15 protein-coding genes are annotated in these 13035 nt (G+C 70.3%); 10 read left to right on the top strand and 5 right to left on the bottom strand.

Annotated features, from left to right (window positions below; translation table 11 throughout):
- Positions 1–29 precede the first annotated feature (29 nt).
- Complete coding sequence (locus ACIA8G_RS11335) at positions 30–1136, top strand: acyl-CoA dehydrogenase family protein (RefSeq protein WP_396418256.1); 1107 nt, start codon at positions 30–32, stop codon at positions 1134–1136.
- Here the strand turns inward: ACIA8G_RS11335 and ACIA8G_RS11330 are convergent.
- From ACIA8G_RS11330 to sigC, 3 genes are all read right to left on the bottom strand, one after another.
- Positions 1117–1890 (bottom strand): hypothetical protein, encoded by a 774-nt coding sequence (locus ACIA8G_RS11330; RefSeq protein WP_396418255.1) that lies wholly within the window; start codon positions 1888–1890, stop codon positions 1117–1119. The genes ACIA8G_RS11335 and ACIA8G_RS11330 overlap by 20 nt on opposite strands.
- Positions 1875–3056, bottom strand: coding sequence for an MFS transporter (locus ACIA8G_RS11325; protein ID WP_396418254.1), 1182 nt, complete (start codon positions 3054–3056; stop codon positions 1875–1877). Before ACIA8G_RS11325 ends, ACIA8G_RS11330 begins: the two co-directional genes overlap by 16 nt.
- A 73-nt stretch (positions 3057–3129) precedes the next feature.
- On the bottom strand, positions 3130–3699 hold the full coding sequence (gene sigC, locus ACIA8G_RS11320) for an RNA polymerase sigma factor SigC (protein WP_396418253.1): 570 nt from the start codon (positions 3697–3699) through the stop codon (positions 3130–3132).
- A gap of 89 nt (positions 3700–3788) precedes the next feature.
- Between sigC and ACIA8G_RS11315 the strand changes: the two genes are divergently transcribed.
- Positions 3789–4523 carry a zf-HC2 domain-containing protein gene (locus tag ACIA8G_RS11315; RefSeq protein WP_396418252.1) on the top strand — a complete coding sequence of 245 codons (735 nt, stop codon included), beginning with the start codon at positions 3789–3791 and terminating at the stop codon, positions 4521–4523.
- A 14-nt stretch (positions 4524–4537) separates the two neighbouring features.
- Here the strand turns inward: ACIA8G_RS11315 and ACIA8G_RS11310 are convergent, their stop codons facing one another.
- Entirely contained in the window at positions 4538–4792 is a 255-nt protein-coding gene (locus ACIA8G_RS11310) for a YciI family protein (protein ID WP_396418251.1), read from the bottom strand.
- A gap of 165 nt (positions 4793–4957) precedes the next feature.
- On the opposite strand from ACIA8G_RS11310, the gene ACIA8G_RS11305 reads away from it, so the two are divergent.
- Genes ACIA8G_RS11305 through ACIA8G_RS11285 form a run of 5 tightly spaced genes read left to right on the top strand, consistent with a single transcriptional unit; the run spans position 4958 to position 9738 of the window.
- A complete protein-coding gene (locus ACIA8G_RS11305) occupies positions 4958–6031 on the top strand; it encodes a hypothetical protein (RefSeq protein WP_396418250.1) in 1074 nt (357 codons plus the stop codon).
- Position 6032: 1 nt separating this feature from the next.
- Complete coding sequence (locus ACIA8G_RS11300; RefSeq protein WP_396418249.1) at positions 6033–7175, top strand: toxic anion resistance protein; 1143 nt, start codon at positions 6033–6035, stop codon at positions 7173–7175.
- Complete coding sequence (locus tag ACIA8G_RS11295; RefSeq protein WP_396418248.1) at positions 7172–8782, top strand: substrate-binding domain-containing protein; 1611 nt, start codon at positions 7172–7174, stop codon at positions 8780–8782. The genes ACIA8G_RS11300 and ACIA8G_RS11295 overlap by 4 nt, the downstream gene beginning before the upstream one ends.
- Positions 8769–9353, top strand: a complete 585-nt coding sequence (locus tag ACIA8G_RS11290) for a hypothetical protein (protein ID WP_396418247.1) — start codon at positions 8769–8771, stop codon at positions 9351–9353. The genes ACIA8G_RS11295 and ACIA8G_RS11290 overlap by 14 nt, the downstream gene beginning before the upstream one ends.
- Before the next feature lie 10 nt (positions 9354–9363).
- Entirely contained in the window at positions 9364–9738 is a 375-nt protein-coding gene (locus ACIA8G_RS11285) for a hypothetical protein (RefSeq protein ID WP_396418246.1), read from the top strand.
- Here ACIA8G_RS11285 and ACIA8G_RS11280 read toward each other — a convergent pair.
- Entirely contained in the window at positions 9726–10562 is an 837-nt protein-coding gene (locus ACIA8G_RS11280) for an IclR family transcriptional regulator (protein WP_396418245.1), read from the bottom strand. The two genes, ACIA8G_RS11285 and ACIA8G_RS11280, sit on opposite strands and share 13 nt — an antisense overlap.
- Positions 10563–10678: 116 nt before the next feature.
- Here ACIA8G_RS11280 and ACIA8G_RS11275 point away from each other — a divergent pair, with 116 nt between their 5' ends.
- The 3 genes from ACIA8G_RS11275 to ACIA8G_RS11265 are packed head-to-tail and all read left to right on the top strand — an operon-like array spanning position 10679 to position 13027.
- Entirely contained in the window at positions 10679–11332 is a 654-nt protein-coding gene (locus ACIA8G_RS11275; protein ID WP_396418244.1) for an ABC transporter permease, read from the top strand.
- Positions 11325–12290, top strand: a complete 966-nt coding sequence (locus tag ACIA8G_RS11270; RefSeq protein WP_396418243.1) for an ABC transporter ATP-binding protein — start codon at positions 11325–11327, stop codon at positions 12288–12290. Before ACIA8G_RS11275 ends, ACIA8G_RS11270 begins: the two co-directional genes overlap by 8 nt.
- The gene (locus tag ACIA8G_RS11265) at positions 12287–13027 is read left to right on the top strand and encodes an ABC transporter permease (protein ID WP_396418242.1); all 741 of its coding nucleotides are present in this window, start codon (positions 12287–12289) and stop codon (positions 13025–13027) included. The genes ACIA8G_RS11270 and ACIA8G_RS11265 overlap by 4 nt, the downstream gene beginning before the upstream one ends.
- Positions 13028–13035 lie beyond the last annotated feature (8 nt).

The following is a 13035-nucleotide window of genomic DNA, read 5'->3' as shown; positions in this document are numbered from 1 at the left end:
CACACCCGTTCAGTTCCCGTGAGGAGGAAATGCCGGTGCTGACCGAGGTTTCCGCGTTCGTGCGCACCCGCGTCGAGCCTGTTGAGACGGTTCTCGACGCGGGCGGGGACGACGCGCGCGCCGAGCTGGCCAGACTGCGCGAGGAGGCGAAGTCGTTGGGGCTGTGGGCTTTGCCGCTGCCTCGCGAGCTCGGCGGAGGCGGGCTCGGCCTCACCGAGTACTTCGCGCACGCCGAAGCCGAGGGCAGCAGCGACCACGGACCCGCCGCGCTCGGTTCGGCCTGCCTGCTCGACGTGACGATGTTCCAGCGGCACGCCACCGCGACCGTGCGGGACCGTTACCTGAAACGCCTGGTGGCCGGGGACATCACCGGCAGCTACGCGATGACCGAACCCGGCGTCGCGGGTTCCGACCCGGCCGCGTCCCGCACCAGCGCCACCTGGGTCGGCGAAGGCTGGCTGCTCAACGGCCGCAAGTGGTTCACCACCGGCGCCGGATCCGCCGAGTACGTCACGGTGCTGGCGAGCGGCTCGTTGTTCGTCGTACCGGTGCGGACACCCGGTTTCCGGGTGATCAGGGAGATCCCGGTGCTCGGCGCGGCCGGCCAGTTCGAGATCGCGCTGGACGACGTGGTGGTGCCGGCCGATCATCTGCTCGGCGAGGGTGGCGACGGGCTGGCGATCGCGGGTACGCGGCTCGCGCTCGGCCGCACGTTGCGCTGCCTGCGGTGGATCGGGCAGGCCGAGCGGGCCTTCGCGCTGATGTGCCCGCGTGCCAACGAACGGCAGATCGGCGGAAGCGCCCTGGCCGACCGGCAACTGGTGCAGCAGCACGTGTTCGAGTCACTGCTGGCCATCCGGTCCGCCAGGGCGCTCACTCATCAGGCCGCCGAACTGGTCGCTCTGGAACAGGACGCACGCACCGAGATCGGACTCGCCAAGGTCGCCGCGGCCCGCGCGTTGAGCCAGGCCACCGATTCGGCGATCCAGGTGTTCGGTGCCGAAGGGCTCGGGCCGGACACCCCGCTGCCGATGCTCGCGCGCATCGCCCGTACCGCGCGGATTCTCGACGGCGCCGACGAACTGCACATCTCCGCCACCGCACGCCGGGTGCTCACTAGTAGGCGTGCGGACTGACCTCCTCGGCGGCGATGGCGAGTGCGAGAGCGTAGAAGAACGTGCCCCACACCAGTTCGTGATTGCGGAGTTCTTCATAGGTGCCACCGAGAAGCCTTCCGTCCGCGACGTGTCCGGCCAACCGGTCCAGCAACGGCGTCGCGTCGTGGCCGAGCTTGAGCAAAGCCACCGCGGCGATCGCGTCGGCCGCCGTGTCGCCAGGATCGCACCAGGCGGCCGCTCTCGCGTCGGCGTGCGCCCGGTAGTCGTCGCCGAGCCAGTGCACCGCGTCCGCCGCCGCGAGTAACAACCACGCCCGACCACGCGGCCAGGACTCGTCGATCGCGAGATGAGCGTCCACATGGGAACGGGCGAGTTCGGGGTATCCCGCTGACGCCAGCACCGGGACGACACCGGCGGCTCCGTCGGCGCGGAGACCCTCGTGCTCGCCGAACGCGGTACCCCACGGCACGATCCCGTCGATCGCCATGGCCGCGAGCGACTTGGCGGTCCGTTCGGTGTCGCCCCGGCCGTACCAGAAGATCAGCGCCTGCAGCACGGTGTCGGCATCGGCCCAGCAGTCCAGCCTTGCCGTCCACAGCGGAGCCTCAGGCCTGCCGAGCAGCCACAGCAGACCGGCCCAGCAACCACCGGCCCACGAACCACGCGCCGTGGTGTGCCACCGTCCGGTGTCCGGGTCGGCGTGGAGCGGGAACCTGTCGCCGACCTCGGCCAGCGTCGCCTCGACCCGGTCGCGCATCATCGTGCCCGCCACGCCACCGCGGCCGCCGCGACGAACTCGGCGGCCACGAGCACCCAGGCGGCCTGATACCCGGCCAGTTCCACGACGAGGCCGAACACCGGCGGGCCGACGGCGAATCCGGCGAAGAACCCGGCGGACACCAGCGCCGAGTTGCGCCCGAGTTCCGGCCCAGCCGAGGCGGCCACGACCGAGAGCATCGAGATGGCGTTCGCGGCGACCGCACACGCGCCGACGACGATCATGCCCGCCCAGGCCAGTGGTGCGGCGACTCCCGCCGCCAGCAAGAGGATCGGTGACACGGCGGCCGCACCGGAGAGCCCGACCAGCAGGTCGCGAGCGGGCGTGCCGCCGGACGCCACCCGCGCCCAGAAGATCCGGCCAGCGATGCCGACCACGCCGAGCACCGCGACGAGACCTGCCGCGACGGGTGCGGTGAAGCGCAGTTCCTCCGTCGCGTAGAGGGTCACGTAGGTGTTGACCGCCGCGATTCCAGCGCCCAGCAACACCGAGAAGCCGGTGAGCTGCCAAATCAGGGGACTCGCGGTGAGGGAGATCCGTATTCCGGCCGGGACTCGGCGACCATCCGCGGACGGTGCGACCCGAAGCCGAGGCCCGGCAACCGCATTCACGTCGGCCGGGAGCGCCAGCCCCGCCACCGCGACCAACCCTGCGGCGACACCCACCGCGAGCCGCCAGTCCACTCCTTCCGCCAACCACGCCAACGGCAACCCGGCAATGAACGCCCCCAACTGCACACCGGATTGCTTGATTCCCAGCAACACCGGCCGCCGCGACGGGGCCACGGAGGTCGCGATCAACTTGTTGGTGGAGGGGTTCGCCAGAGCTTGCGGAACACCACCGAGCGCCACCGCCACCACGAGCACCGAGTAGTGCGGCGCCACCGCGAACACGGTCAACGCGACCGCACTCGTCGCGAACAGCGCCACCACCGATCGGCGCGGACCCACGGCGTCCACCACCGGCCCGATCACGAGCGACAGCACCACCGCGACGCCGAACCCCGCGGTGACCAGTGCACCCAGCAACGGCCGGCCGATGCCGAACTCGGCCACCAGCGCGGGCGCGAGCGCTCCCAGCAGGAACAACGGCAGCATCGACGCCGTCATCGCCGCGGTCGTCAGCACCGGCACCGCGGCGCGCCCACGCAGGTGAACCATCTCCACGGCCACTAGTCGCGCGCGCAAGCCGATCAGTTCCCCGGAACCGAACGCGATTTCCGGCCGAACCGCGCTAGACGACGTCCTCCTGGGCCTGACCGCTGATCAGGTCCTCCCGCGCACGCGCGACCCGGGACCGGACCGTCCCAATAGGACAGCCCGCTACCTCGGCTGCCTCGGCGTAGGACAGGCCCAGCACCTGGGTGAGCAGCAGGGCTTCCCTGCGCTCAGGTGACAGGCAGGCGAGCATGACGTTGAGCTCGACGACGTCCTCGAACCCGGCCGACCGCGCGTGCTCCGCGGCCCGGTCGGCGTCCGAGGCCAGCTGGTAGTCAGCCGACCAGGCGATGGAGGGACGGGCGACGGCGGCCCGGATGTGGTCCACCACGGTCCGGCGTGCGATCGACAGCAGCCAGGTGCGGGCCGACGACCGGCCCTCGAACCCCGGCAGGCTGCGCAACGACCTCAGGTAGACCTCCTGGGTGAGGTCGTCCGCGACCCCGACACCGGCGAGGTGGGCGACCAGACGCCAGACATCACGCTGCGTCGAACGGATGAACCGCTCCAGCGCGGCGCGGTCGCCCGCACCGGCGGCCAGCGCGCACGCCGTCACCGCCTCGTCGTCACCCCTCGAAGTCGACACGGTCCAGGAGAGTAACCCACCCCGAACCACGTACCACCTAGTTGTAAATCGCCTGGAACTTTTTCGGCCCGCTGGACGACACTCTGACCGTGGAGTGCAACACCTGCCGCGAAGCCCTGTCCGCCCGCCTCGACGGGGAAGACGAAGGCGTGCCCGCCGACCAGGTCGACGCGCACCTCGAGACCTGCGCGTCCTGCCAGAGCTGGCACGACGGTGCCGCGGCGCTCACCCGCACGCTCCGCCTCCGACCGGCGACCCCGGTGCCCGACCTGACGGAGTCGATCCTCGACGCCGCACCCCCGATCACCCCTCCCGCACCACGCGGCTGGCTGCCCCGCGGCCTCCTCACCGGCGTCGCCGTCGCCCAGCTGACCCTCGGCCTGGCCCAGGTGCTCGGCGTCGGCACCGAGCACGGCGGCCACACCACGGGCGTGGACAGCAGCCACCTGTTCAACGAGAGCACCGCCTGGAACCTCGCGCTCGGCCTGGGCATGCTGTGGACCGCGCTGCGCCCGGCCGCGACCGCCGGCATGCTGCCCGTCACAGCCGCGTTCGTCGCCGTGCTGATCCCCTACTCGACCAGCGACCTGGTCAACGGCACCGCCACCGCGGGCCGCGTCCTGTCGCACTCACTGCTGCTCGCCGGTCTCGCACTGCTCGCCCTGGTGCACTTCAGCCACCGCGATCCCGGCGGCCGCACACCGGTGCGGGACAGCGACTCCGACGACGCCGCGGACACCTCGGCCGCGTCCGAGCGGGCTGAGGGGACCCAGGCCAGGCGACGCGTGCGGCTGCGCCCGGTGAGCAGGCGCGACGCAGCCTGAGTCCACAGTGGACTTCACTGCAACGGCCACACCTCGACGACTCCGTGGGCGACCGCGCAAGGGGTCTTGGCCACGAGCTCGACGGCCTCTTCCACCGACGCGGCCTCGATGATCGCGAAGCCCGCGATCGGCAACGCGGCCGACAGAAAAGCTCCATTCACCACCGATGTACCGGCGCCGTCGTGGTTTCGCACCTGAACGGGTGCGCCGGCGATCCCCGCCCCCGCCGCACGCAGACGCGCGTCGTGCGCGTGGGCGTCGTCGCGCACGACCGCCGCGGTGCGGTCATAGCCCTCGCGGTCTCCATAGCCGATCGGTCACCGCCGAGCCCGTTCACCCAGTGTTCATCTCACGATTGAGACGACTGCCCCTGCCCAGGCGTCGAAGTGACGAAAGATCTGTTCCCCGAACAGGGTTCGCAGCAGAGGTGGACAGTGAAGAGAACGCTCGGCATCGGTCTGGCGGTCGTGTTGCTGGTGGGAGTGGTGATCGCGATCGTGCAGGGGCAGGGCGGCGAGAAGCCGCCCTCGCTCGAGACGGTCCGCGGCGTCATCGGCTCGGAGAAGCTCGCCTTCTTCGCCGACCAGCGGGTCAAGGACGTGTTCGCGCGGCACGGGCTGAAGGTCGAGGTGGATCCGGCCGGGTCACGGCAGATCGCGACGGCGACCGATCTGAACTCCTACGACTTCGCGTTCCCGTCGAGCGCGCCCGCCGCAGAGAAGATCCAGCGCGACCACAAGGCGGCGCGCACGTACGCGCCGTTCTCGTCGCCGATGGTGGTCGCGACGTTCGACCCGATCGTCGAGCTGCTCACCAAGGCCGGCGTCGTCAAGGCGGGGCCGGGCTACCAGACGTTCGACGTGCAGGCCTACCTGGAGCTCGCGGCCAAGGGCACGCGATGGGACCAGTTGCCGGGCAACACCTCTTACCCCGCGCGCAAGAACCTGCTCGTCACGACGACGGATCCGCGTGACTCGAACTCGGCGGCGATGTACCTGGCGATCACGTCGTTCGTGGCGAACGGCGGGGTGGTGAGCTCCCCTGAAGGAGAAGGCAAGGTGCTGCCCGCGGTGTCGCGGCTGTTCCTGGACCAGGGGTACACGCAGAGCAGCTCCGAGGGACCGTTCGAGGACTACCTGTCCGCGGGGATGGGCAAGACGCCGCTGGTGCTGGCCTACGAGGCGCAGTTCGTGGACCGGGTGGTGCGGGGCGACTCGACGGTCCGGCCGGACATGAAGCTGCTGTACCCGGCGCCGACCGTGCTGTCCAAGCACACGCTGGTGCCGTTGCGCGAGTCCGGGGACCGGGTCGGGCAGCTGCTCACGGGTGACGCCGAGCTGGGCAGGCTCGCGGCGACGTTCGGGTTCCGCACTGCCGACCCCAAGCACTTCAACGACATCGTCAAGGAGAAGAACCTGACCGTGCCGCAGACGATCGTGGACGTCGTCGAACCGCCCGCGCACGAAACCCTGGAGCGGATGCTCGAAGCGATCGCGAAGCAGTACTGACGTGTCCGACTTCGTCCTCACCCCGCCGGAGCCCGTCGAGCCCGTGCCGGTGGACCGCGCCGCCGGGCTGATCCCGATCCCCGACAACACCAGGACCGAGCTGTCCGAGCACGCGCGGAACTTCATCGACGCACTGGCCGCCGTCGACCCGCAGTCGCCGGACTTCAGCCGGATCGTCGACGAGGCACTGGTCCTCGGCGAGTCCGAGATGCGGGTCGCTGCGCAGATCGCGGGCCGGATGCTGGACCGCACGCTCGCGTCGGTGAGCTCACCGACCACCACCCAGGTCTCGACGAGCCTGACCGACCTGCGGCGCTCGGTGCGCGAGCTCGACCCGCAGGACCTCACGAGGCTGACCGGCCGCAAGATCCTCGGGTTCATCCCCGGCGGCAACGCGGCGAAGGGGCTGCTGGCCCGGCTGCGCGCGGCGGACGAGCCCATCAACCGGATCGTGCTCAACCTGCGGTCCGGGCAGGACTCGCTCAAACGCGACAACGCGGCCATCAAGGGCGAGCGACAGCGGTTGTGGGACCTGATGACCAAGCTGTCGCAGGACACCGCGCTCGCCGCCCAGATGGACGAGGCGGTCGAGCGGCAGGTCGCGATCTTCGACCTGTCCGATCCAGCCCGCGCCACCGCGTTGCGCGCCGACGTGCTCTTCGGCCTGCGGCAACGGCATCAGGACCTGCTCACCCAGCTCGCCGTCTGCGCGCAGGGGTACCTGGCGCTGGACGTGGTGCGCCGCAACAACGACGAGCTGATCAAGGGCATCGAACGGGCGGTCAGCACGACCGTCACGGCATTGCGGATCGGCGTGGCGGTGGCGGCGGCACTGGCCGGGCAGCGCGAGGTGATCGACCAGGTCGACGCCGTGCGCGGGCTCACCGACTCGATCCTGCGCTCGAACGCGGCACTGGTGTCGTTGCAGGGCCACGACATCCAGCGCATCGCGGCGACGCCGGCGGTCGGCGTCGAAGCGGTGCGGACCTCGTTCGACCAGATCTACGCGGCGATCGACGCGATCGACACCTTCAAGGCCCGCGCGGCCGACTCCCTGTCCTCCACGGTGTCCGCGCTGGACACGGAGATCAGGCGCGCCCACGACCACCTGAGCCGCGTGCGCGGCGCTGAGGAGCAAGTATGATCCGCCGTTTCATCCCCGCGGTCGCCGCCATGGCACTGCTGGCGGGATGTGCCGACGAACCCGACCCGTCCAGACCGCTCGGCGAGGCGGCACCCGGCGTCCTGCGGGTGCTGGCCGGCAGCGAACTGGCCGACCTGCAGCCGATCCTGGACGAGGCAGCGAAAGCCACCGGCATCACCGTGAAGCTCAGCTTCACCGGCACCATCGAGGGCGCCGAGAAGGTCGCGAGCGACGCTGTGCAGGCCTTCGACGCGGTCTGGTTCTCCTCCAACCGCTACCTCGAACTCGTGCCGGAGGCCCAGAAACACCTCGGGACCGCGACCAAGGTCATGTCCTCCCCCGTCGTCCTCGGGCTGCCGGCGGCGAAGGTCAGGGAGCTGGGCTGGGACAGCAAGCGCGTCGGCTGGGCCGAGATCGCCGCGGCGGCCGGCGCTCAGAAGTTCACCTACGGCATGACCGATCCGTCGGCGTCCAACTCGGGCTTCTCCGCACTGGTGGGTGTCGCGGCCGCGCTGTCCGGCTCGGGTTCGGCACTCGACGCGGCCCGGATCAACGCGGTCGCACCGCAGCTCAAGCAGTTCTTCTCGGCCCAGACGCTGTCCGCGGGCTCGTCCGGCTGGCTGTCCGAGGCCTACCAGCGCCGCGCCGGTGGTGGGGACCCCGGCGCCAAAGTGGACGGCCTGATCAACTACGAGTCGGTGTTGTTGTCGCTCAACGCGACCCTGCCCGAACCGCTGACGCTGGTCTACCCGAGCGATGGTGTGGTGACCGCGGACTACCCGCTCACGCTGCTCTCGTCCGCCACCCTGGGATCCCGTGAGGAGCACCAGAAGCTCTCCGACTACCTGCGCACCCCCGACGTCCAGCGCAAGATCATGGACGCCACGCATCGCCGCCCCGCCGTGCCACAGGTGCAGCCGGACGCGAAGTTCGCGGTGAAGGAGCTGGTGGAGCTGCCGTTCCCCGGCAGTCAGTCCGCTGTGGACGGTCTGATCGTCACGTACTTCGACCAGCTGCGCCGCCCGTCCCGCACGCTCTACGTGCTCGACACGTCCGGTTCGATGGAGGGTGACCGCATCGAGAGCCTGCGGCAGGCGCTGGTGGGACTCACGGGTGCGGACGAGTCGCTCACGGGCAAGTTCAACCGGTTCCACGGCCGCGAGCAGGTGACGTTGCTGCCGTTCAACAGCACCGCGCAGCCGGCGTTGAAGTACGAGGTGCCCGCCAACGATCCGCGGCCGATCCTCGACCAGATCCGCACCACCGCGACCTCGCTCAACGCCTCCGGCGGCACGGCCATCTACAGCAGCCTGCGCGGCGGTTACGACGTGCTGCGGCAGCAGATCGACGCCGACCCGGACCGGTTCACGTCGATCGTGCTGATGACCGACGGCGAGAACACCGGCAGCGAGGGCGTCGACGAGTTCACCGCGTTCCACAGCGGACTGCCGCAGAACCTCAAGGGCATCCCGATCTTCCCGGTGCTGTTCGGCGAGAGCGCGGCCTCCGAGATGGACCGGGTGGCGAAGATGAGCGGCGGCAAGGTGTTCGACGCCCGCAGCCGCTCGCTGGACGCGGCCTTCAAGGAGATCCGTGGCTACCAGTAACCCGGTGCCGCGCTACCTGGCGTCCTGGAAGAACCTGGCGGGCTGCGCCGGCGGGCTGGCCGGCCTCGGGCTGCACTTCGCCGGGGTCGCGGGCTCCTACTGGGTGCTCGTGGTCATCGGCCTCTACGGTGTCGGCGCCCTCGCCGCACCGCCCGAGCGGGTCACGCTCGTGACCGACTCGGAGCAGGAGGCGGGCCGGCTGCGCGCCGAACTGGACACGCTGGTGGAACGGGTGCGCGGCTTCGGCGGCCGCGTGCCCGGTGAGGTGGCGCCGAAGTTCGCGGAGATCGCCGAGGTGCTGCGCGGCATGCTGGACCGGCCGCGCGAGCTGCGTGGCGACCCGGACGCCCTGCACGCCGTGACCCGGCTCGTCGGAACCGATCTGCCGCTGTCGGTGCAGACCTACCTGAACCTGCCGTGGTGGTACGCCGCCGCTCGCGGTTCCGGCGCGGAGTTGGTGCGGCAGCTGGATCTCCTGCACAAGGACGCCGTCCGGGTCGCCGAGCGGTTCCACGCGGCCGATGCGCAACGGCAGGCCGATCACACGCGGTACCTCGAAGATCGCGAGTAGCCTCGCGATCATGCGTTATGTGCGGGTTTTCGCGGACGACAACGGCAAATCGGTCTTCGAGGACGTCGAGGTCGAAGGCACGCCAACGGTCACGGTCGTGGGCGTGCCGCCGCTGCTGGTCTCCGGACCGTTCCAGGCCACCTCGATGACGGTGGTCGAGCAACCGTCCGGTGGCACGCCGGATTGGGAGCTGCACGTGGCGCCGCGCAAGCAGTGGCTGATCGTGCTGGCCGGTCGCGCCGCGGTCACCGTGTCGAGCGGCGAGAAGCGGGAGTTCGGGCCGGGCTCGATGCTGTCCTTTGAGGACACCGAGGGCGAGGGGCACCTCTCCACCCCGCTCACCGATGACCTGTCGTTCGCGATGTTCCCGCATCAGGCGGGATAGCCCAGCGCCGCCGACAGTTCACGGGCAGCCCCGGCCACGATCCGGCCCAGCTTGTCCAGCTGCGCGCCGATCCGTTCCTTGGGCGCGGACACGTTCAGCGCGGCGACGATCCGTGAGGTGTAGTCGTACACCGGTGCGGACGCCGCGACCACGCCCCGCTCCAGTTCCTCGTCCGAGGTGGCGTAACCGCGTTCGCGCACGCGCCCGAGCTCGGCGGCCAGCGACTCCACGTCGGTGATCGAGTTCGGCCGCGGTGACGGCCGCTCCAGCACCGCGAACACCGAGTCGGCCCGCTCCCCCGCCTCCAGCACCGCCTCGTCGTGGCCGTGCTCGGCGTACCAGACGGCGAGTGACTCGGTGTCCCAGTCGCTGATCAGCGCGCGACCGGACGGTGTGCGCCACGCCGCTGTCGTCACGCCCTCCCAGCCCGTGGTGTGGAATCGGTTCGGGCTCAGCTCGCTCATCAGCGTCAGGACGTTGCCGCCCCGCAACACGCACAGGTGCGCGGTCTCGCGGGTCACCTGCGCGAGGTGCTTGAGGTGCCCGCGCGCGTTCCACGCCAGCGCGCCCTCAGCGGTCCGCGCCGCCAGCGCGTAGAGCCGCGAGCCGAGCCGATAGGCCTGCGTCTCCGGGTCGCGGTCGACGAGCCCGCTCTCGCCCAGCGTCGCGAGGGTCCGCGACACCACCGTCTTGTCCCGGCCGACGAGCGTCGCGATCCGGACGACACCGAGACCGCCCGCCTGCACCGCTTCCGGCCGGCCGAGCACCTCCAGCACCTCGATGTCGCGTGCCAGCCCGGCGGAGTTGCGTCGAGATCCCTGCATGAACCGGCACCCTACGAGGCGCGTTGCCATATTGCCAACACCTGTTGTGCATAAGACCACGGCAAATTTACCGTTCCCGGCCATCGGCACCGTCGCCGAAAGGAAGGCGAATCCCCGTGACCGGAACGCTCGACGAGTTCCTGGCCCGCCGCTGGGAAGATCTCGTCACGCTCACGCTGCAACACCTCGCCGTCGTGGCGCTGTCACTGGCCCTGGCCACCGTGCTCGGCGTCCTGCTCGGACTGCTGGTCTGGAACCGGGCCGTGCCGCGGTCCGTCGCGCTGACGGCGGCGGGCATCGCGATCACGATCCCGTCGCTCGCCCTGCTCGCCCTGCTCAGCCCGGTGCTCGGGCTCGGCTGGGCACCCACGGTGGTGTCACTGGTCTTCTACTCGTTGCTGCCGATCGTGCGGAACACCGTCGTCGGCCTGCGGGAGGTGCCGGCGCACCTGATCGAGTCGGCGCGGGGCATGGGCATGACACCGGCCGGCGTCCTTCTCAGGATCCAGCTTCCGCTGGCGTGGCCGGTGATCGTGACCGGGATCCGGGTGGCCGCGCAGCTCACCGTCGGCATCGCGGCGATCGCGGCGTACGTCGCGGGGCCTGGTCTCGGCTTCTACATCTTCAAGGGCCTGTCGTCGCTCGGTTCGGTCAACGCCCTCAACTTCGCGCTCACCGGCACGCTCTGCGTGGTGCTGCTGGCGTTGCTCATCGACGGCGCCTTCGTCCTGATCGCCCGCTACAGCACCTCGAGGGGTCTCCGTGTCTGAGCCTGGAGTCGGCATCGAGCTGAGCCACGTCACCAAGCGGTACGCGGGCCAGCAGCAGGCCGCCGTCGAGGACTTCTCGCTGACCGTGCACCCCGGCGAGCTGGTCATGTTCGTCGGGCCGTCCGGCTGCGGCAAGACCACGACGATGAAGATGATCAACCGGATCATCGAGCCTAGCAGCGGGTCGATCACGATCGACGGCACCGACGTGCTGTCGCTGGATCCCAACGAGCTCCGCCGCCACATCGGCTACGTCATCCAGCAGATCGGCCTGTTCCCGCACATGACGATCGCGGAGAACATCGCCACGGTCCCGCGCCTGCTCGGCTGGTCCAAGGAGCGCACGAACGACCGCGTCGAAGAATTGCTGCTGACCGTCCAGCTCGACCCCGGGACGTTCGCGCACCGCTACCCCAAGCAGCTCTCCGGCGGGCAGCAGCAACGCGTCGGTGTCGCCAGGGCGCTGGCCGCCGACCCGCCGGTGATGCTGATGGACGAGCCGTTCGGTGCCACCGACCCGATCACCCGGCAGAAGCTGCAGGCCGAGTTCCTCAAGCTGCAGGCCGCGATCGGCAAGACGATCATCTTCGTCACGCACGACTTCGACGAGGCGGTGCGGCTCGGGGACCGGATCGCGGTGCTGAGCGAACGCAGCCAGATCGAGCAGTTCGACACGCCCGCGAACATCCTGGCCACCCCCGCCAACGACTACGTGTCGAGCTTCATCGGCCACGGCGCGGGCATCATGCGCCTGGCGCTGATCCCGATCACCGACGTGGAACTGGACGCACCCGACGCGACCGCTCCCGCCGTCGACGCGGACGCCTCGTTGCGCGACGCGCTGGACCTGCTGATGGTCACCGGCGCCGACCGCGTGAACGTCTCGGGTGCGAACGGATCGCTGACTCACGCCCGAATCTCGGCCGCGCTCACCAGGCAACCGGTGGAGGCGTCATGACCGTCCACACCGGACAGACGCTCGGGCTGCGCCGGTTCGCCACGCCGTTGGCCGTGGCGGCCGTGGTGGCTCTGTTGTTCGTCTGGGTCGGCACCCTCACCCTCGACTCGATCGAACAACGCACCCTCAACACCGGCTATCTCCTCGATCGCACGCAGGAGCACGTCGTCCTCACCGTCGTCTCGTCGGCGCTGGTGGCGCTGCTGGCGATCCCGGCCGGTATCGCCGCCTACCGGGTGCGGTCGAAGGCCGTCCGCGCGGCCGTGATCGCGCTGGGCAACATCGGCCAGGCGACCCCGGCGGTCGGTGTGGTGATCCTGCTGGCGATCGTGTGGCAGACCGGGTTCTACACGGCCCTGATCTCCCTGGTCGCGTACTGCTTCCTGCCCGTGCTGCGCAACACCCTGACCGGCCTGGAACAGGTCGACCACGCCACCCGCGAGGCGGCCAGGGGCATGGGCATGACCCCGCGCCAGGTCCTGTGGCGCATCGAGCTTCCGCTGGCCTCACCGGTGATCCTGGCCGGCCTGCGGACCGCACTCGTGTTCTCCGTCGGCGTCGCCACCATCGCGACGTTCATCAACGCCGGCGGGCTCGGCGACATGATCGTCAACGGCCTCAAGCTCCAGCGCTACCCCGTGATCGTCGTCGGCGCCGTGCTCGTCGCCGCGATCGCCGTCCTCATCGACTGGGCAGCCGGCCTCGTCGAGGACCTCGTCCGCCCCCGCGGTCTCTGACCAATCCC

It is taken from the genome of Lentzea sp. NPDC051213 (assembly GCF_044455585.1).
Classification (GTDB): domain Bacteria; phylum Actinomycetota; class Actinomycetes; order Mycobacteriales; family Pseudonocardiaceae; genus Lentzea.
This window is presented reverse-complemented; position numbering and strand designations above follow the sequence as displayed.